Annotated in this window: 18 protein-coding genes; 15 read left to right on the top strand and 3 right to left on the bottom strand. The window is 52.4% G+C overall.

Features of this window, described 5'->3' with window-relative positions:
* The first annotated feature begins 159 nt into the window (after positions 1 to 159).
* The 7 genes from thrS to QEN58_RS10155 all read left to right on the top strand — a co-directional run bounded on the left by thrS (position 160) and on the right by QEN58_RS10155 (position 7,344).
* A complete protein-coding gene (gene thrS, locus QEN58_RS10185) occupies positions 160 to 2,082 on the top strand; it encodes a threonine--tRNA ligase (RefSeq protein ID WP_280103572.1) in 1,923 nt (640 codons plus the stop codon).
* A gap of 60 nt (positions 2,083 to 2,142) precedes the next feature.
* Complete coding sequence (gene infC, locus QEN58_RS10180) at positions 2,143 to 2,634, top strand: translation initiation factor IF-3 (RefSeq protein ID WP_007114346.1); 492 nt, start codon at positions 2,143 to 2,145, stop codon at positions 2,632 to 2,634.
* An 82-nt stretch (positions 2,635 to 2,716) separates the two neighbouring features.
* The gene (rpmI, locus tag QEN58_RS10175) at positions 2,717 to 2,911 is read left to right on the top strand and encodes a 50S ribosomal protein L35 (protein ID WP_009724291.1); all 195 of its coding nucleotides are present in this window, start codon (positions 2,717 to 2,719) and stop codon (positions 2,909 to 2,911) included.
* A 64-nt stretch (positions 2,912 to 2,975) separates the two neighbouring features.
* Positions 2,976 to 3,329 carry a 50S ribosomal protein L20 gene (rplT, locus tag QEN58_RS10170; RefSeq protein WP_007114344.1) on the top strand — a complete coding sequence of 118 codons (354 nt, stop codon included), beginning with the start codon at positions 2,976 to 2,978 and terminating at the stop codon, positions 3,327 to 3,329.
* A 159-nt stretch (positions 3,330 to 3,488) separates the two neighbouring features.
* Positions 3,489 to 4,508, top strand: coding sequence for a phenylalanine--tRNA ligase subunit alpha (gene pheS, locus QEN58_RS10165; protein ID WP_280103571.1), 1,020 nt, complete (start codon positions 3,489 to 3,491; stop codon positions 4,506 to 4,508).
* A 26-nt stretch (positions 4,509 to 4,534) separates the two neighbouring features.
* Positions 4,535 to 6,916, top strand: a complete 2,382-nt coding sequence (pheT, locus tag QEN58_RS10160) for a phenylalanine--tRNA ligase subunit beta (RefSeq protein WP_280103570.1) — start codon at positions 4,535 to 4,537, stop codon at positions 6,914 to 6,916.
* Positions 6,917 to 7,044: 128 nt separating this feature from the next.
* A complete protein-coding gene (locus tag QEN58_RS10155; RefSeq protein ID WP_035579533.1) occupies positions 7,045 to 7,344 on the top strand; it encodes an integration host factor subunit alpha in 300 nt (99 codons plus the stop codon).
* Positions 7,345 to 7,505: 161 nt separating this feature from the next.
* Here QEN58_RS10155 and QEN58_RS10150 read toward each other — a convergent pair whose 3' ends face one another.
* Entirely contained in the window at positions 7,506 to 7,712 is a 207-nt protein-coding gene (locus QEN58_RS10150) for a DUF2788 domain-containing protein (RefSeq protein WP_035579531.1), read from the bottom strand.
* Positions 7,713 to 7,855: 143 nt separating this feature from the next.
* Between QEN58_RS10150 and QEN58_RS10145 the strand changes: the two genes are divergently transcribed.
* The 8 genes from QEN58_RS10145 (at position 7,856) to QEN58_RS10110 (ending at position 17,451) form a co-directional block, all read left to right on the top strand.
* Complete coding sequence (locus QEN58_RS10145; protein WP_280103569.1) at positions 7,856 to 8,320, top strand: flavodoxin; 465 nt, start codon at positions 7,856 to 7,858, stop codon at positions 8,318 to 8,320.
* Between the two features lie 3 nt (positions 8,321 to 8,323).
* Positions 8,324 to 8,701, top strand: a complete 378-nt coding sequence (locus QEN58_RS10140) for a hypothetical protein (protein ID WP_280103568.1) — start codon at positions 8,324 to 8,326, stop codon at positions 8,699 to 8,701.
* Between the two features lie 259 nt (positions 8,702 to 8,960).
* A complete protein-coding gene (gene tig / locus QEN58_RS10135; protein ID WP_280103567.1) occupies positions 8,961 to 10,313 on the top strand; it encodes a trigger factor in 1,353 nt (450 codons plus the stop codon).
* A gap of 68 nt (positions 10,314 to 10,381) precedes the next feature.
* Positions 10,382 to 10,999 carry an ATP-dependent Clp endopeptidase proteolytic subunit ClpP gene (clpP, locus tag QEN58_RS10130; protein WP_009287800.1) on the top strand — a complete coding sequence of 206 codons (618 nt, stop codon included), beginning with the start codon at positions 10,382 to 10,384 and terminating at the stop codon, positions 10,997 to 10,999.
* A 74-nt stretch (positions 11,000 to 11,073) separates the two neighbouring features.
* Positions 11,074 to 12,354, top strand: coding sequence for an ATP-dependent Clp protease ATP-binding subunit ClpX (clpX, locus tag QEN58_RS10125; protein WP_088700268.1), 1,281 nt, complete (start codon positions 11,074 to 11,076; stop codon positions 12,352 to 12,354).
* Positions 12,355 to 12,626: 272 nt separating this feature from the next.
* Positions 12,627 to 15,038: an endopeptidase La gene (gene lon / locus QEN58_RS10120; protein ID WP_280103566.1), complete on the top strand. Its 2,412-nt coding sequence runs from the start codon at positions 12,627 to 12,629 to the stop codon at positions 15,036 to 15,038.
* Between the two features lie 193 nt (positions 15,039 to 15,231).
* Entirely contained in the window at positions 15,232 to 15,504 is a 273-nt protein-coding gene (locus tag QEN58_RS10115) for an HU family DNA-binding protein (RefSeq protein ID WP_007114333.1), read from the top strand.
* A 126-nt stretch (positions 15,505 to 15,630) separates the two neighbouring features.
* Positions 15,631 to 17,451, top strand: coding sequence for a SurA N-terminal domain-containing protein (locus QEN58_RS10110; RefSeq protein WP_280103565.1), 1,821 nt, complete (start codon positions 15,631 to 15,633; stop codon positions 17,449 to 17,451).
* A gap of 86 nt (positions 17,452 to 17,537) precedes the next feature.
* On the opposite strand, the gene QEN58_RS10105 is transcribed toward QEN58_RS10110, so the two are convergent.
* Together QEN58_RS10105 and QEN58_RS10100 are read right to left on the bottom strand one after the other, a co-directional pair.
* Positions 17,538 to 18,311, bottom strand: coding sequence for a UDP-2,3-diacylglucosamine diphosphatase (locus QEN58_RS10105; RefSeq protein WP_280103564.1), 774 nt, complete (start codon positions 18,309 to 18,311; stop codon positions 17,538 to 17,540).
* Positions 18,312 to 18,324: 13 nt separating this feature from the next.
* Positions 18,325 to 18,825: a peptidylprolyl isomerase gene (locus QEN58_RS10100; protein WP_280103563.1), complete on the bottom strand. Its 501-nt coding sequence runs from the start codon at positions 18,823 to 18,825 to the stop codon at positions 18,325 to 18,327.
* Positions 18,826 to 18,880: the final 55 nt, after the last annotated feature.

Raw genomic sequence — 18,880 nt, 5'->3', positions numbered from 1 at the left:
AGAAACGGGAGGCTTATGCCTCCCGTTTTTATTTTAAGCGGTAGGCAATTCTGCTAGGCTTGCCGCTGATTTTATAGTGGTACATATTGCACCTCCCAAGACCATTGATAGCGAAATGTGATCCTTGGTATGGATCACCACTGCGCTCAAGGAACCTGAATGCCTATTGTTACTCTGCCTGACGGCAGTCAAAAAACGTTTGAAGCACCGCTAACCATTATGCAGCTCGCAGAATCCATTGGCCCTGGTTTGGCTAAGGCCTGTGTCGCTGGAAAGATCGATGGCGTGCTGGTGGATGCCGCCGACCTGATTGAGCAAGACGCAAAAGTGGCGATTATCACCGCACGTGACGCTGAAGGGCTGGAAATTATCCGTCACTCCTGCGCTCACCTTATCGGTCATGCGGTTAAACAGATGTACCCCGAGGCCAAGATGGCGATCGGGCCGGTCATTGATGACGGTTTTTATTACGATATTGAGTTTGGTCAATCTGTCACCCCGGAAGACCTAGAGGCGATTGAAGCGCGCATGCAATCACTGATTGAGCGCGAGTACGATGTGGTGCGCGAGTATGTTGATCGTGACCAGGCAATGCTGACCTTTTTGCATCGTGATGAGCCCTACAAACAGGAAATTGTTCGCGATATCCCTGATGATGCGACGATCCGGCTTTATCATCACGAAGAGTACACCGACATGTGCCGCGGGCCGCACGTGCCTAATACTCGCCACTTAAAAGCCTTCAAGCTAACTAAGCTGGCGGGGGCCTATTGGCGCGGAGACGCTGCCAATACCATGCTGACGCGTATCTACGGAACCGCATGGGGCGACAAGAAACAGCTTAAGGCTTACATCAAACGTCTTGAAGAGGCGGAGAAGCGCGATCACCGTAAGCTGGCGCGTCGGCTGGATCTCTTCCACATGCAGGAAGAGGCGCCCGGGATGATATTCTGGCATCCAAACGGCTGGGCGCTATGGCAACAGATCGAGCAATATATGCGAGGCGTCTACAAGGATGGTGGTTATCAAGAAATACGCTGTCCTCAGATTATGGACGTTTCACTATGGAAGAAATCAGGGCACTGGGATAACTACGCGGACGGTATGTTCTTTACCGAATCCGAAAAGCGTGAGTATGCTCTCAAGCCGATGAACTGCCCTGGGCACGTTCAGGTGTTTAATTCTGGCTTGCGTAGTTATCGCGAATTGCCCGTACGTTTTGGTGAGTTTGGTGGATGCCACCGTAACGAGCCTTCAGGTGCATTGCACGGCATTATGCGTGTACGGGCATTCACGCAAGATGATGGCCATGTTTTTTGTACAGAAGCTCAAGTTGAGCCTGAAGTAACTGATTTTCATCGCCAAGCGCTCAAGGTATATAGCGATTTTGGTTTTGAAGATATTGCTATTAAAATTGCCCTTCGCCCAGAAAAACGTATTGGAAGTAATGAAGTTTGGGATCGGGCAGAGGATGCGTTGCGTAGTGCATTAAAAAGCTGCGGCGTTGAATGGCAGGAACTTCCTGGCGAAGGTGCGTTCTACGGCCCCAAGATCGAGTATCATATGAAAGATTGCCTGGGGCGTGAATGGCAGGTCGGCACCATGCAGGTTGATTTCATGATGCCAGAGCGTCTTGGCGCTCAGTATGTGACCGAAGAGGGGCAACGCAAGTCGCCGGTAATGCTGCATCGTGCTATTGTTGGTTCCATGGAGCGCTTCATTGGCATCTTGATTGAACATTATGCTGGCGCTATGCCATTATGGCTTGCGCCTCAGCAGGCGGTTGTCATGACTATCACCGATTCGCAGCGTGAATATGCGCTTGAATTAGAGAAACGCCTGCAAAAAAGTGGCTTGCGTGTTAAAGCGGACTTGAGGAACGAGAAGATCGGCTTTAAAATCCGTGAGCATACGTTACAGAAAGTTCCCTATCTCCTTGTGGTGGGAGATAAGGAAGTCGAAGCTGACTCAGTGGCCGTGCGAACACGCAGCGGCGAAAACCTCGGTACAATGACGGTCGATGAATTTATTGAACGCCATACTGCCGAGAGAGCAGCCCTGGCGACATCGTCAATTGCCTAAGGAGACGGAACGATCAAGAGAAGCAACCAGCGCGGGCGTCCAGCAGACAAACGCCCACCAATGAACGAGCGAATTGTCGAAGAAGAAGTACGTCTTATTGGTAGCGACGGTGAGCAGTTGGGTGTCGTGCCCACCACCGAAGCGCTAGAGCGTGCTGAATCTGAAAGCTTAGATCTCGTGCAAATTTCGAATGCCGATCCCATCGTCTGTAAGATTATGGATTACGGCAAATTCGTTTTTGAGACCAAGAAGCAAAAAGCGGCTCAAAAGAAGAAGCAGAAGCAAATCCAGGTTAAGGAAGTTAAATTCCGTCCTGGCACCGATGAAGGCGATTATCAGGTCAAGCTTAAAAACCTGACGCGCTTTTTGGAAGGTGGTGACAAGGGCAAAGTCACACTGCGCTTCCGTGGTCGTGAAATGGCGCACCAGGACATCGGTCGTAAGCTGATGGAAAGGATTGCGGCAGACCTGGAAGAGATCGGAGCGGTAGAGGCTTTCCCGAAAATGGAAGGCCGCCAGATGATCATGATTATTGCCCCAAAGAAGAAGTGATCCAACGGCGATTTAAACGGGCCATCGTTAGCATGGTGGTCGGCCCTGGGTTTTCTAAAAAATATCGAGCGGAGTTTTCCTCATGCCGAAAATCAAAAGCAACAGCGGCGCTGCCAAGCGCTTCAAAAAGACTGCTAATGGCTTTAAGCACAAACAGTCTTTCCGTAGCCACATCTTGACCAAGAAGTCGACCAAGCGTAAGCGTCAACTGCGTGGAATGAAGCAGATCCACGCGTCCGACAAAGCGCTTATCCAGCGTATGCTGCCGAATCTGTAAGTCGGGATTTCGTTTTTCTGAGTGCGCAAATTTGTTGCCTCAGCCTTAAAGTCAGGAGTGTGTTATGACTCGAGTTAAACGTGGCGTAGTAGCGCGTCGTCGCCATAAAAAAGTATTGAAGCTTGCCAAAGGTTACTACGGTGCCCGTTCGCGCGTTTTCCGCGTTGCCAAGCAGGCCGTTATCAAAGCTGGTCAGTATGCCTACCGTGACCGTCGCAACCGTAAGCGCCAGTTCCGCGCGCTATGGATCCAGCGTATTAACGCCGGTGCACGCGTCAACGGTATGTCTTACAGCCGCTTTGTAGGCGGTCTTAAGAAAGCCGGTATCGAAATCGACCGTAAAGTATTGGCCGATTTGGCAGTACACGAGAAGGCTGCTTTTGCTGCCATCGTGGAAAAAGCCAAGGCTGCCCAATAAGGTAATATGCACAGGGCTTGCGCCCGTGTGACGTGCCTGAGGTCATTTCAGAGTGACCCATACAGGGGAAGAGCAGCCGCTCTTCCCCTGTTTTTTTGTCACCTTCAACGTGCCACGCCATTTTCCTGGATGGACACCGCTTAATTCGGAGTGAAACGGATGGATCACCTTCCTACTCTGGTATCTGAGGCTCGCGACGCCATTCAGGCTGCGCAGAGTGTCGCCGCACTAGACGAGTTACGAGTACGCTACTTAGGTAAGAAAGGTGAGGTAACCGCCTTGCTGAAAGGCCTGGGGAAACTCTCAGCCGAAGAGCGCCCGGCAGCGGGAGAGCGTATTAATCAGGCCAAGCAAACACTGGCCGATGAGATTGATGCCAAGCGTCAGCAGCTTGAAAGTGCTGCGCTTAATGCCCGTTTGGCCGCAGAAAGTATCGATGTCACCTTGCCTGGCCGGGGACAGGCCGATGGTGGTCTGCATCCAGTGACGCGTACGCTTGAGCGCATAGAGGGGCTGTTCACCCGTATTGGTTATGATGTGGCTATAGGGCCTGAAATTGAGGATGACTATCACAATTTTGAAGCCCTCAATATTCCTGCCCACCACCCCGCTCGTGGTATGGCTGATACCTTCTATTTCGATGCCACGCGTCTGCTCCGTACTCACACCTCTCCGGTGCAAGTGCGCACGATGAAAAGCAGCGAGCCACCCATTCGTATCGTTTGCCCGGGGCGCGTCTATCGCAGCGACTCAGATTTGACCCACACCCCCATGTTCCACCAAGTGGAGGGCTTGTTGGTCGATGAGGGGGTTAGCTTTGCTGACCTTAAAGGAACAATCGAAGACTTTCTGCAGGCATTTTTCGAGCGCGACGACCTGTCAGTGCGTTTCCGTCCTTCCTACTTTCCATTCACTGAGCCTTCCGCCGAAGTGGATATTCAGTGTGTGATGTGTAGTGGGGCAGGCTGTCGCGTTTGTTCCCACAGCGGCTGGCTGGAAGTGATGGGTTGCGGCATGGTGCATCCTGAAGTCTTCCGTCATTCGGGTATTGATGCTGAGCGCTATACCGGTTTTGCCTTCGGGATGGGAGCTGAGCGTTTGGCAATGCTACGCTACGGCGTGAATGATTTACGCCTGTTCTTTGAAAACGATCTGCGTTTTTTACGTCAATTCGCTTAAGACCGCCGCCGAATACAGGATCAACGATGAAATTTTCAGAACAGTGGCTGCGTGAGTGGGTATCGCCGCAGCTTGAAACGCAGGCAATGGCCGACCAAATCACCATGGCGGGCTTGGAAGTCGACGCTGTTGAAGCGGTAGCTTCCGCATTCAGCGGTGTCGTGGTGGCTGAGGTGCTGAGCAAAGAGAAGCATCCTGATGCGGATAAGCTTAATGTGTGCACCGTTGATGATGGTAGTGGAGAACCTGTTCAGGTTGTCTGCGGAGCGCCCAATGTCGATGTTGGTCAGAAAATCCCCTTTGCCCAGGTAGGTGGCGTACTGCCGGGTGATTTCAAAATCAAAAAAGCCAAGCTGCGCGGCGTTGAGTCGCGCGGGATGATCTGTTCTGCATCGGAGCTGGGGCTTGAAGAAGAGACTTCGCCCGGCATTTTGGTGCTGTCTTCCTCCGCACCAGTGGGTGTCGATTTCAGGGAGTTCATGCACCTTGATGACATGACGATTGAGGTCGATCTAACGCCTAACCGGGGGGACTGCCTGAGCATTAAGGGGATGGCGCGAGAAGTCGGCGTCCTTAACCGGTTGCCGGTTAACGGGCCTGTAATCACAGCGGTAGCCGCTGAGATTGAGGATAGCTTTCCGGTGAGCATAGAGGCGCCGGAGCAGTGCCCGCGTTATATTGGTCGCGTAATTAAGGGCGTTAATGTTAAGGCTGAAACACCACTGTGGATGGTAGAACGTCTTCGCCGCAGTGGCGTGCGCTCTATTGACCCGGTGGTAGATATTACCAACTACGTCATGCTGGAATTAGGCCAGCCGATGCACGCCTTCGACCGTGACAATCTGCATGAGGGCATAGTGGTCCGCATGGCCAAGCCGGGCGAGCGGCTAACGCTGCTTGATGGTAGCGAGATGGCGCTGCGTCCTGAAACGTTGCTCATTGCCGACAGTTCAGGTCCGCTAGCTATGGCGGGTGTGATGGGCGGGGAAAACTCCGGTGTTCATGAAAATACCCAGACGATTTTCCTTGAATCAGCGTTCTTTTCCCCGCTGGCCATTGCGGGTCAGGCGCGCTCCTACGGACTACACACGGATGCATCGCACCGTTTTGAGCGCGGCGTCGATCCTCTGCTGGCGCCCGTTGCCGTCGAGCGTGCTACCCAGCTTTTAATTGAGATTTGCGGTGGCCAGGCAGGGCCTGTTGTTGAAGCGCAAAGTGCTGATCATATGCCTGCAGAGCGCACGATTTTCTTGCGCAGTGAGCGATTAGAAAAGGCGCTTTCCAAGGCGCTCGATAGCGATGATGTGACCGATATTTTGCAGCGCTTAGGGCTTGAAGTCAGCGTGCAGGATGCCGGTTGGGCGGTTACTGCGCCAAGTTGGCGTTTTGACCTGGCCATTGAAGAGGATCTGATCGAAGAAGTAGCGCGTATCCACGGCTACAATAATTTGCCGGTTCGCCGCCCGTCGGCACGCTTGGCGCTTCGTTCGGGAGACGAGGCAACGCTCACCCAGGCACGACTACGTCGCCAGATGGTTGCCCGTGGTTTCCAGGAAGCGATTACCTACAGCTTTGTGCCTCCCGAGCTGCAAGCGACCATGCTGCCTGATGCCGTTAGCCCGACGCTAGCTAATCCTATTTCAGCTGACTTGTCGGTGATGCGTGCTAGTTTGTTTCCCGGCTTGGTGCGCGCCATGGAGTATAACCTTAACCGTCAGCAAACCCGCGTGCGGTTGTTTGAAACCGGGCTAGTCTTCAATGGTGAGCTGGATGCACTGTCACAAGTGCCGATGCTCGGCGCCCTGGTATGTGGTGCGCGGGAAGCCGAGGGCTGGAGTGAGACGAAAGGGCGGGTAGATTTCTACGATCTAAAAGGCGATTTAGAGAGTGTCCTAGCTTTGGGGGGTGACGCTGACGCCTGGCGCTTTGAGCCTGCAAAGCACCCGGCCCTTCATCCTGGACAGAGCGCGCAGCTACTGCATCGTGGGGAGCCAGCAGGCTGGATCGGCACCCTGCATCCACAGGTTCGTGCAACGTTAGGTTTAAAGATGGATGCCGTGCTGTTTGAGGTGCGTCTGGATGCGCTTAGCCAAGGCCGGATACCTGCCTTTGAACCGCTATCACGCTTTCCTGAGGTGCGCCGTGATTTGGCGTTTATACTCAAAGAGGCGATCCCTGTTCAATCTTTGCTGGATTGTGCCAAGCAGCAGGCAGGTCAGTATCTACAGGACATCAAGCTATTTGACGTTTATGCAGGTAAAGGCGTGGTCGAAGAGCACAAGAGTGTTGCTTTGGGCTTGACCTGGCAGCATCCATCGCGCACGCTAAACGATGAAGAAATCAACCAGTTGGTCGATTCAATTGTGACACAGGTGCGTGTCAAGTTAGATGCTGAGCTGCGCGGCTAAGTAAGTAGCTATGTGAGTACCTGGGCTACGCCACGATGCTTATCACGTTCTTGGCAATGTGCTTGCTACTGTACGTTTGATACAGAGCGTTTGTTGCTGTGTTTGCTTCAAGGATAAGGAGAAGCCTTATGGGTGCGTTGACCAAAGCAGAGCTAGCCGAACATTTGCATGCAGAGCTAGCCCTGTCCAAACGAGAAGCGAAGGCCATGGTCGAAGCTTTTTTTGAAGAGATTCGAGCCTGTCTTCGTGAGAACGAACAGGTAAAGCTGTCGGGTTTTGGTAACTTTGATCTGCGTGATAAGCGCGAGCGACCAGGACGTAACCCAAAAACCGGTGAAGAAATTCCCATTTCTGCTCGAAGAGTCGTGACGTTTCGTCCAGGGCAGAAGCTTAAGCAGCAGGTTGAACACTATGTAGGCGGTGAATAACCTTTTGGTTTGAGACATGCTTTTACTCCAGGTAAGTAGCTGATCTCATGCCAAGTAAGACTAGTTCCCCACCAAAAGGAGCGCCTTCTGGCGCTCCTTTTTTTATTTCTGGTGGCCTTTGTGATAAGCGTACCGGATGCAATGATGGTTTTCCGTTGCCCCTATATGCCGCCGCTTTCAATTAGCCAGGTAATCACCACCTTTATAACGTAACCCAGCATGCCTGCGCCAAGCACTACAAACAGCATAATGGTGCCAAATTTGCCTGCGTTCGATTTTTTGGCCAAGTCCCAGATAATAAAACACATAAATATGATCAGGCCGCCAATCATTAGCGGGGTGATCCAGGCCTCGAAGGTTTGCTGCATAGCCACTCCTGTGTGCTGCGTGTTCGCCACCCGTTGCGGGTGATGTGTCTCATTCTAACCAGTCATGTTAATATTTGAGCAAATTCATCGGGTATTTGTCGACTTGACGGTTGGCACTGTGACACTTTGACAGGGGAGTGACGATGCCGAAGCTAAATATTTTGGTGGGTACCATGTATGGCGGTGCCCTTGATGTGGCAGAGCAGGTGAAGCCCCTATTTGAACAGGCCGGTTACGCTGTGGAGATTCTTGAGCAGCCATCGGTTGATGATATTGCCAGTGGCGACGCCGATTTGTCGCTGTTTTGTGTATCGACTACTGGCAGTGGAGATTTTCCTGGCAGCTTTGTGCCCTTTGTCCGACAGTTGCGTGATCAAAGTCCTGCGCTCACCTCGCTGCGTTACGGACTCATTGCACTCGGTGATAGCTCTTATGGCGATACATTTTGCGGTGCTGGCCGTGCGCTTGATGAACTACTGGCGGATCATGGCGCGATTCGCTTAGGGGAGCGACTAGAGGTCGACGCCATGGAGACCTTTATGGCCGACGATGCTGCTGTCCCCTGGGTGGAAGAGTGGATCGTTGACCAGCAATTAAAGGTGGCTTGAGGGATGCAGCGAGCGCCTACCTCGCCTGAGCGCATTAGCGTTGCACTGGGCTTATGTGTCGTTATGCTGGCAACCCTACCTCGCTACATGGCGGGCGGGCATGAAACCCGCCAGACGTTGATTATCTTCGCCTTAGTGCTGGTGGCTTTTGCGACTGTTGTCCAGTGGCGCATATTGGCGGTGGAGGCGCGTCGCCGACTGCCGCAACTGTGCAAACGGTTAGTCGTTATGCTACTTCTGGGAATGGTCGTGATGGGTGGCTGGCATGCGCTGTTTACCGACTGGATCAGTTGGCAGGTGTTCATCTCCCATGGCGCAACTCTTGGAGTGTTGCTTCATGCGATTAGCCTATGGTGGTCGGGTGAGCGTCATGCAAGTTAGCCTTTTTGCTGTAGTGATTGAAAAAGTCGCTGCAAGACGCACAAAGCAGTAGAATGGAAGAAATTACGCAGCGTGGGGCGAATAATGAAGCTAAACACGCCTTAAAGCGTTTAATTGCTCGCTTATTCCCTTGTTTTTAAAATCACTGCCCCCATGTTGCGAGCATGGCGCTTGCCACTATGCGTTGGGGTTCTTAAAATTGCCCCCTTAAACTTATTACTAGCAATCAACACAACGCCCAGCCGTTAGAGGACAATTCATGCAAGTTTCTGTCGAGACGACCTCCCAGATCGAACGCCGCATTACCATTCAAGTGCCAGCGGCCGAAATTGATGGGGCCGTTAGTGCTCGCTTGAAAGACACCGCGAAGAACGTTCGCTTGAATGGTTTTCGCCAGGGCCGGGTGCCGATGGCAGTAGTTCAGCAGCGCTACGGTCAAGATGTACGTAACGAGGTTGTCAGCGAAGTAATGCGCGAGCGTTATGTGCGCGCTATTACCGAAGAGGGCCTGAACCCGGCTGGCTTCCCGCAAATTGAGCCATCGGTCAATGAGTCGGGCAAAGATCTAGAGTTCGTTGCGGTTATGGAGATCTACCCGCAGATTGAGCTTACCTCTATCGAAGGTACAGAGATTGAGCGTCCTGTGGTTTCTGTTAGTGATGCGGATGTCGATGAGATGGTCGATACGCTGCGTAAGCAAAATGCGGCCTGGGAAGAAGTGGACGCGGCTGCCGCTGACGGCGACCAAGTTACTATCGACTTCCAGGGTTATATTGGTGATGAGCCGTTTGAAGGCGGTAGTGCTGAAGGCCATACGCTGGTCATTGGTTCCAATAGCTTTATCCCTGGCTTTGAAGAGCAGTTAATTGGCGCTAAAGCGGGCGAAGAGAAGACCCTTAACGTCACCTTCCCAGAGGATTATCAGGCTGAACATTTAGCCGGTAAAGAAGCCACCTTCAAGGTAACCGTACATAAAGTCAGCAGCCAGAAATTGCCCGAAGTAGACGCTGAGTTTATCGAACGTTTCGGCGTTGAAGGCGGCGATCAGGAAAAATTCCGCGCTGAAATTAAGAAAAACATGACTCGTGAAGCTTCGCAAGCCGTTGATAACCGAGTTAAGCAGCAAGTGCTTGATGCACTAAAAAAGGTTAATGAAATTCCTGTGCCGAGCGCGCTGGTTCAGCAAGAGACCGATGGCATGAAGCGCCAAGCGGCTCAGCAGTTTGGTTTAGGCGAAGATTTTGATGTCAGCCAGTTGCCCAATGAATTGTTCGAAGAGCAGGCCAAAGGCCGCGTTCAGATCGGCTTGTTGCTGGCTGAAGTGATCAAAGCTAACGAGCTCGATGCTGACGATGACGCTATCAAAGCAAAAGTAACTGAGCTTGCTGAGCAGTACCAAGATCCTGACGAAGTGGTTAGCTACTACATGGGTAACGAGCAGATGAAAACCCAAGTGAAATCTGCCATTCTCGAAGAGAAAGCGGTGGCTAAGCTGCTTGAGCAAACGAACATTAAAGACGTTGAAATGTCTTACCAGCAAGCCCTTGCCGCTGCTCAACAGCAGGCAGAGCAAGATGAGGGTGCTGAAGAGGGCGAGCAAGCGAGCGCCTAACACCCTGGAACGTGGCGCACCTCTATGTCGGTGCGCCTTTCCCTTCCCGGACGCAAGGAATCACCTGAATGAGTGAGTTTGATATTCAAAACGCCGGCGGTTTAGTGCCCATGGTGGTTGAGCAGAGCGCCAAAGGGGAAAGAGCCTACGACATTTACTCACGCCTGTTAAAAGAGCGTGTGATTTTCTTGGTAGGCCCTGTAGAAGACTACATGGCTAATCTGGTTGTTGCCCAGCTGCTATTCCTGGAATCGGAAAACCCCGATAAAGATATTCACCTGTATATCAATTCACCAGGTGGTTCGGTCACCGCGGGTATGTCGATTTATGACACCATGCAGTTTGTGAAGCCAGATGTCTCTACGGTGTGTATTGGGCAAGCGGCCAGCATGGGTGCGCTGTTATTGACAGCTGGCGCTGCTGGCAAGCGTTACTGCCTGCCCAACTCACGCGTTATGATTCACCAGCCGCTGGGTGGTTACCAAGGCCAAGCGTCTGACATTGAAATTCATACTCGTGAAATTCTGGGTATCCGTGAGAAGCTGAACCAAATCCTTGCCCATCACACGGGCCAGGAAATTGAAGCTGTCTCGCGCGATACTGATCGAGATAATTTCATGAGCGCCAATCAAGCCAAAGAGTATGGCCTGATTGATGCAGTGCTGGATAAGCGGCCTACATCCTGATAGCGTGATAGGATTCTGCTTTTCTAACGAGCTTTTCCGGTGGCGAAAGCCGCCGCAGTGATAGAGGTATGCGAATGGCCGACGGCAAAGGCAAAGACGAAGGTGGCAAACTGCTCTACTGCTCGTTTTGCGGCAAAAACCAAAACGAAGTACGTAAGCTGATTGCGGGCCCATCCGTCTATATCTGCGATGAGTGTGTCGACTTGTGTAATGACATCATTCGCGAAGAAGTTCTCGAAGCCGATGCCGAGAGCGATGAGGAACGTTTACCTACGCCTCGCGAAATACGTCATACGCTTGATGACTACGTCATTGGACAGGATCGCGCCAAAATGGTGCTTTCCGTAGCGGTGTATAACCACTACAAGCGTCTGAAAACAGATGTACGAGACGGCGATGTAGAACTAGGTAAATCGAACATTCTGCTGATTGGACCCACTGGTAGCGGTAAAACGTTGCTAGCGGAAACCATGGCACGGTTACTGAATGTACCTTTTACCATTGCGGATGCGACCACGCTGACGGAAGCTGGCTATGTCGGTGAAGATGTCGAAAACATCATCCAAAAGCTGTTGCAGAAGTGCGATTACGACGTCGAAAAAGCCGAGCGCGGCATTGTTTATATCGATGAAATCGACAAAATTTCACGCAAATCGGATAACCCTTCCATCACTCGCGATGTCTCGGGTGAAGGCGTTCAGCAAGCATTGTTGAAACTCATTGAAGGGACCACTGCCTCTGTGCCGCCTCAAGGCGGACGCAAACACCCCCAGCAGGAGTTTGTCCAGGTTAATACGGGCAACATTCTGTTTATCGTCGGCGGTGCCTTTGCAGGGCTGGATAAAGTTATTCGTGATCGCGCTGAGAAGGGTGGTATCGGATTCAATGCGGCGGTGAAAAGCAAGGAATCCTCCCGTGGTGTGGGTGAACTGCTGGCCGACGTTGAGCCGGATGATCTGGTTAAATTTGGCTTGATCCCGGAGTTTGTGGGCCGTTTGCCGATCATCGCAACACTGATGGAACTCACCGAAGATGCGCTGGTGCAGATTCTGACAGAGCCCAAGAATTCGCTGGTCAAGCAGTACGCTAAACTGTTTGAGATGGAAGATGTAACGCTTGAATTCAGAGACGAAGCGTTACGTGCGGTGGCTGAAAAAGCTATGGAGCGTAAGACAGGTGCTCGTGGACTGCGCTCTATTTTAGAGTCAGTGTTGCTGGATACTATGTATGAAATTCCGTCGCTTGAAGGCGTCAGCAAAGTCGTCATCGATGCCTCGGTGATCGCTGGAGAGAGTGAGCCTCTGTTGATCTATTCTCAGCAGGAAGAAGCACGTGTCGACGGCACTGATGGTTAGTGGTTAGTCGAGTATCGCGGCCCAGCTTCAACCGCTTGCGCTAAACCAAGGGGTCGCCTAGGCGACCCCTTGCTATTATAAAGAGCTTCTGTAGAGCGCTCTTATAAAGCGTGTTGTGAGGCCTAGTTATCTAGCTATAAAGCCTAATTCGTGAAGTGTTACTGCCTAGCCTATTCAGTGCTAACGTCTTAACCGACAGCATTTAGAAAATGTGCAGTACTTTTCCAAGTACTCTTTCAAGTACTCATCCGATTTGTCGAGGAACGTCTGCGATGCAGCAGAACGCCGAACAGACACAATGTCTACCCCTTTTGCCATTGCGCGATGTGGTTGTTTATCCGCAAATGGTCATCCCCCTTTTTGTAGGTCGTGAAAAGTCTATCCAGGCGCTCGAAGCGGCGATGGAGGCTGATAAGCGTGTGCTACTGGTGGCTCAGCGTGAAGCGTCCCAAGATGAGCCTGACAACGCGGATCTTTACGCGATGGGCACCGTGGCCGATATCATGCAGCTGCTTAAGTTGCCCGATGGCACGGTCAAAGTGCTCATTGAGGGTAATTTCCGAGCGGATGTGCTGAAAGTCGAAGAGAATGCCGCAGGTTACACGCAGGCGCATTTAACGGCCAGAGAGAGTGAGCCGCTTACCAGCCGTGAGCAAGAAGCACTGGTTCGCGTGTTGCTCAATCAGTTTGAGCAGTACGTCAAACTCTCTAAAAAAGTCCCCAATGAAGTGCTTAATTCGCTATCGGGGATTGAAGACCCAAGCCGCTTGGTGGACACCATTTGTGCCCATCTGTCACTCAAAATTGGCGACAAACAAGAGCTGCTTGAGATGGATCGCGTACGCGACCGTATTGAGCACCTGATGGCGCTTATTGAGTCTGAAATCGACCTGCTGCAAGTAGAGAAGCGCATCCGCTCGCGGGTTAAAGAGCAGATGGAAAAGACTCAGCGCGAGTACTACCTCAATGAGCAAATGAAGGCTATCCAGAAAGAGATGGGTGAGCTGGATAATGTGCCTAATGAGGCTGACAAGTACGAGTTAGCGATTAAAGAGTCAGGAATGCCTAAGGAGGCGTTTGAGAAAGCCACTCAAGAGCTCAATAAGCTCAAAATGATGGCCTCAAACTCCGCCGAAGCGACCGTAGTACGCTCCTACCTGGATTGGTTAATCGCCGTTCCATGGAAAAAGCGTACCCGGGTCAAGCACGATCTCGTCAAGGCGCAACAGGTCCTGGATGAAGATCACTACGGCCTGGAAGAGGTCAAAGCGCGCATACTGGAATACCTTGCCGTCCAGAAGCGTGTGCGCAAGATGAAAGGCCCTGTGCTGTGCCTCGTCGGGCCGCCGGGCGTCGGTAAAACCTCGCTTGGCCAGTCCATCGCCCGTGCCACGAATCGTAAATATGTGCGTTTGGCGTTAGGTGGTGTTCGCGATGAGTCAGAAATTCGTGGTCATCGGCGTACCTACATTGGCTCTTTGCCAGGTAAGTTAATGCAGCGGATGAGTCGCGCCGGGGTTAAAAACCCGTTGTTCCTGTTGGATGAGGTCGACAAGCTCGGCATGGATCATCGCGGTGACCCAGCCTCTGCGCTACTCGAAGTGCTCGATCCTGAGCAGAACAACAGCTTTAGTGATCACTATCTGGAGCTTGATTACGATCTTTCAGAGACGTTGTTCATCTGTACTGCTAACTCGATGAACATTCCCAGCGCACTGCTTGATCGTATGGAGATTATTCGTCTGCCGGGTTACACCGAAGATGAGAAGCTGGCGATCGCTAAGCGCTACTTATTACCCAAGCAATTAGCCGCAAACGGCTTAAAAGGTGATGAGTTAACGCTGGAAGATAGCGCACTTTTAGAGCTTATTCGTTACTACACTCGAGAAGCGGGTGTGCGTGAGTTAGAACGGCAGATTGCCAAAGTGTCGCGTAAAGTGCTGCGAGAAAGGCTTGAAAAAGAGTGTGAGCCGCAAGCTGCCCAAGCAGGTCAGAGCTTAACGGCTGAACAAATTGAGCACTACGCAGGCGTACGCCGCTACAGTTACGGCTTAGCGGAGCAAGACGACCAGATTGGCCGGGTGACGGGGCTTGCCTGGACATCGGTGGGAGGCGAGCTGCTTAACATCGAGTCAGTAGTGACGCCGGGTAAAGGGCGAATTAACAAAACTGGCTCACTTGGCGATGTGATGAAAGAGTCGGTGAGTGCCGCCCATACGGTAGTGCGTGCCAGGGCGGAAACGTATGGCATTGATCCTGAGCGGTTCGAAAAAGAGGACCTGCACATCCACGTTCCTGAAGGGGCAACACCGAAGGATGGGCCCAGTGCAGGTATTGCCATGGTGACGGCAATTGTTTCCGCTTACACCCAGCGGGCGGTACGCTGCGACGTGGCAATGACCGGTGAAGTTAATCTGCGCGGTGAAGTTTTGCCGATAGGCGGACTGAAGGAGAAATTGCTGGCAGCCCGCCGCGGTGGTATAAAGACTGTGCTAATTCCTGAAGAAAACCGCCGTGATCTCAAGGAAGTACCTGACAATATCAAAGGTGCATTGGATATTCGTCCGGTACGCTGGATAGATGATGTCTTAGCCGTAGCGCTAGCTGATAAGGTAGAAGACGGTGCGCCATTGAAAAGCACCGAAGCATCGTTTAGTAATAACGTCGTTGCTAGTACCCATTAAGCTGTTAAAGTCCTCACTGGTCTTTAATTTTACTTAATATATGCCCGCTGTTTGTGTGGCGGGTATCTCGCGGCATGGTTGCTTGACAGATGTTTCAAGGCATTGCTATAAAACGCAACTATGCTTTGATCGTCGTATCCATCGGTGACCATGCCGTTCAGAGCCATTTTTTGAAACAGTCAAGGGGTGAAGAGTGAATAAGTCCGAGCTGATTGAAGCCATTGCCGCGTCTGCAGATATTCCGAAAGCAGCGGCAACCCGCGCATTGGATGCCATGGTGGAGTCTGTCACCGATAGCCTTAAGAAAGGCGAAAGCGTATCTCTGGTAGGTTTTGGTACCTTCGCGATCAAAGAGCGTGCTGCTCGTACTGGCCGTAACCCACAAACGGGTCAGCCAATCCAGATCAGTGCCGCCAAAGTACCCAGCTTCAAAGCAGGTAAAGCGCTGAAAGACGCCGTCAACTAATTTGACCGCGTTTGCTGTAACCTAATGGGCGCATCGCATTGGCGATGCGCCCATGTTATTTTCTGGTTCACTATTTATTTGGGTTTAGCGGGCCGATCTGTTTGGCTGTGACTATCTGAGGCTAGCATGCTGCAAAGTATTCGAGATGGCTCCAGGAGCTGGGGTGCCAAAATTATTATCGGTGTTATGGTCGCGGCCATGGCACTTTTCGGGATCGAGTCACTGTTCGGGGTTTTTGGCAATGATCCAGACGAAGTGGCGAGCGTCAACGGGCAGCCAATTATGCGTCAGCAGGTTGAACTAGAAGTTCAGCGCGCGCTGCGCTCCGGCCAAGTGCCGCCAGAGCAAGAGCGTGCCTTGCGCAACGATATGGTTGATCAGCTCATTACGCAGCAACTGCTGTCCCAGTATGCAGAAGAAGGTGGCTTTGCCGTTTCTGAACAGCAGCTGGATCAGTTAATTGTCAGCCTGCCGGAATTTCATGATCAGGATGGCCGTTTCTCAGCAGAAGTATTCCGGAATCGTCTCGCCGGTGCTGGCTATACGCCGGTCTCTTTTCGTGAAGAACTTCGCGTCGATATCCAGCGTCAGCATTTACAACAAGGCTTAGCCTTCAGTGATTTTAGCCTGCCGCACGAGCAAGAGCGCTTGGCAGAACTGCAGCGCCAGCAGCGGAGCTTCCGCTACTTGGTGCTGGATGGCGACGACATGGACGCTGATATCGACATCAGTGAGGACGATCTTCAAGCTTATTATGACGCTCATCAGGAGCGCTATGAGCGCCCGGAGCAGGTGCGCCTTGAGTATGTGCTGATTGACCGCCAAGCCATGGCGGAAGGACGTGAAGTAGACGAAGAGGCCCTGCGTGACGCCTGGCGTGAGCAAAATCGTAATGCTGACCGGCGTGTATCCCATATCATGATCACCTTTGGTAATGAGCGCACTCGCGATGAGGCGCAGCAATTGGCCGAGACTGCTCGCGAAGCGCTGGACAATGGTGATTCGTTTGCGGATACCGCCTTGCGCTATTCTGACGACACGGCCAGCGCAGAAGAGGGCGGCGATCTGGGGGTGATTAGCCGTGGCTTCTTTGGCGACACCTTTGATGAAGCGGCCTTTGGTCTCGAAGAAGGTGATGTTTCCCAGCCGGTTGAGTTGGATAGCGCTTTCCACATCATTCAGGTGACTGACATTCAAGGGCCCACCTTTGAACAGCAGCGTGATGAGTTAGCGCGGGAAGTAGCGCTGCGCGAAGTTGATGATGAGTTTAATCAGCGGGTTCAACAGCTGATCGACGAGAGCTTCGCTGCCGATGACTTACAAAGCGTTGCCGATGAGCTTGATCTGACGCTTCAGGAGAGCGATTGGCTCGCTCGTGATGATGAGGTTGAAGGGGTCCTATCCGAGCCTGGCGTTATGTCAGCGGCCTTTAGCAACGACGTCTTTGAAGAGGGCTACAACAGCGAAGTAATCGAGCTGGATCAGGATCGTCGCCTGGTATTGCGGGTTGCTGAGCAGCGCGATGCGACGCTGCAGCCGCTTGATGAAGTGCGCGAAGACGTCGAAATGTCCGTGGCTGCAGAACAGCAGCAAGAAGCGCTGCGTGAAGAGGCCCAGGCGCTAGTCGCAAACCTGCGAGAAGATCAGCAGGTCGATGTTGATTGGCTCGAAGCCAATAACGTAGCCCGCCAAACCGATACCACTGTGCCTCAGTTGATTGTTCAGGAAGTCTTCCGCATGGCGCGCCCAGAAGAGGGTGAGAGTGTCTATCGCACGGTTGAGTTACCGCAAGGGGTTGCTGTGGTAGCGCTGGATAACGTAAGCGATGGTGAGGTCGATGAGCAGATGGAGACATTCGTTGCGCAAATGGCCGAGCAGTTGCGTGCTCAGTCGGTGCTGCAGGGACTGATTGATGACCTGCGCAGCGATGCCGACATAGAGCGATAGAGTCGATTAAGCTCGAGTTGGAATCAGGAAGCACAAAAAAGCCGATCGCGAGATCGGCTTTTTTATTATACCTGAACCCAACAAGTTCAGGCGCTGGGTAATGCCGTCAAAGAGAACTGACGCAGCTCTGGAGCCGTATGGTCGGAGTGCTCAATTACGATATCCCAGCCGTGCTGGGCATCCCAATCGCCTAGCACATAGCGCGTAGCAGGCACCTCTTCTACGGTGAGTGAATGTACTGCGGGGCGGTGGGTGTGGCCATGTATCATCGTGGCAACACCAAACCGTTCCATTAGCGAGATAACCTCTTGCGGCGTCACGTCCATAATCGCCTCAGCCTTATTGGCGTTAGCCTCGCCCGACTGCATGCGTAGGCTTTTGGCCAGTTCTAAACGTTGCTCCAGAGGTAGAGCCAGCATCTGCGCCTGCCACTCTGGATTGCGCGACTGCTCGCGAAAGGCCATATAGGCTTCATCCTGGGTGCACAGGCTATCGCCGTGGAGGAGTACCATGGGAAGGCCCTGAATCTCGACTTGTTCGATGTCAGATAGCAGCATCGCCTTGCAGGCGTTCACAAAGCGCTCACCGAGCAAAAAATCACGGTTACCGTGCATCAGGTAGACAGCGGTGCCGTCGCTGCTCAGCTTGTTTAAGCGCTGAATGACCTCCTGGGCAACACCGCTGAGCGGATGCTGGGTGGCGTCGAGTAGGTCGTCACCAATCCAGGCATCAAAAAGATCGCCCAAGATGTATAAAGCATCTGCGCCTGGCGCAGTATGCTCCAGGTAGCGGTAAAACCCCTGATTGATCTCGGGGGTATCGCTACTTAGATGAAGATCGGCAACAAGCAGTGTGCGCATAAGACTCCCAGCGTTATTCCGCGTCTTTGACGTACGCGCGCTCGATAATGACATCTTCAGAGGGGACGTCTGCATGCATACCGCGGCGCGAAGTGGCTACGTTTTTAATCTCGTTGACCACATCCATGCCGTCAACGACTTCGCCAAATACCGCATAGCCCCAGCCTTGCAGGCTTTTGCCGCTGTGATCTAGAAAGCTGTTGTCGCCCACGTTGATAAAAAACTGTGCCGTTGCAGAGTGTGGATCCTGGGTGCGAGCCATGGCTAACATACCGATAGTATTTTTTAAGCCGTTGTCGGCTTCGTTATCGATAGGATCACGGGTCGGTTTTTGCTCAAAATCTTTATCGAAACCGCCGCCTTGCACCATGAAGCCGTCAATTACACGGTGAAACAGGGTGCCGTCATAAAATCCGTCGCGAACATACTGTTCAAAATTCGCCGCACTAATCGGCGCTTTTTCGTGGTTCAGGGCGATAGTGATGTCACCGTGGTTCGTCTGTAATACGATCATAGGTAAATTCCTGTTCAATAAAGGCGTTCGCCTTGGCGCTGTGCATCGGCGTCAC

This window comes from Halomonas alkaliantarctica (assembly GCF_029854215.1).
Lineage (GTDB): Bacteria > Pseudomonadota > Gammaproteobacteria > Pseudomonadales > Halomonadaceae > Vreelandella > Vreelandella alkaliantarctica_A.
The sequence above is the reverse complement of the archived record's forward strand: the minus strand, read 5'-3'. Positions and strand labels throughout refer to the sequence as shown.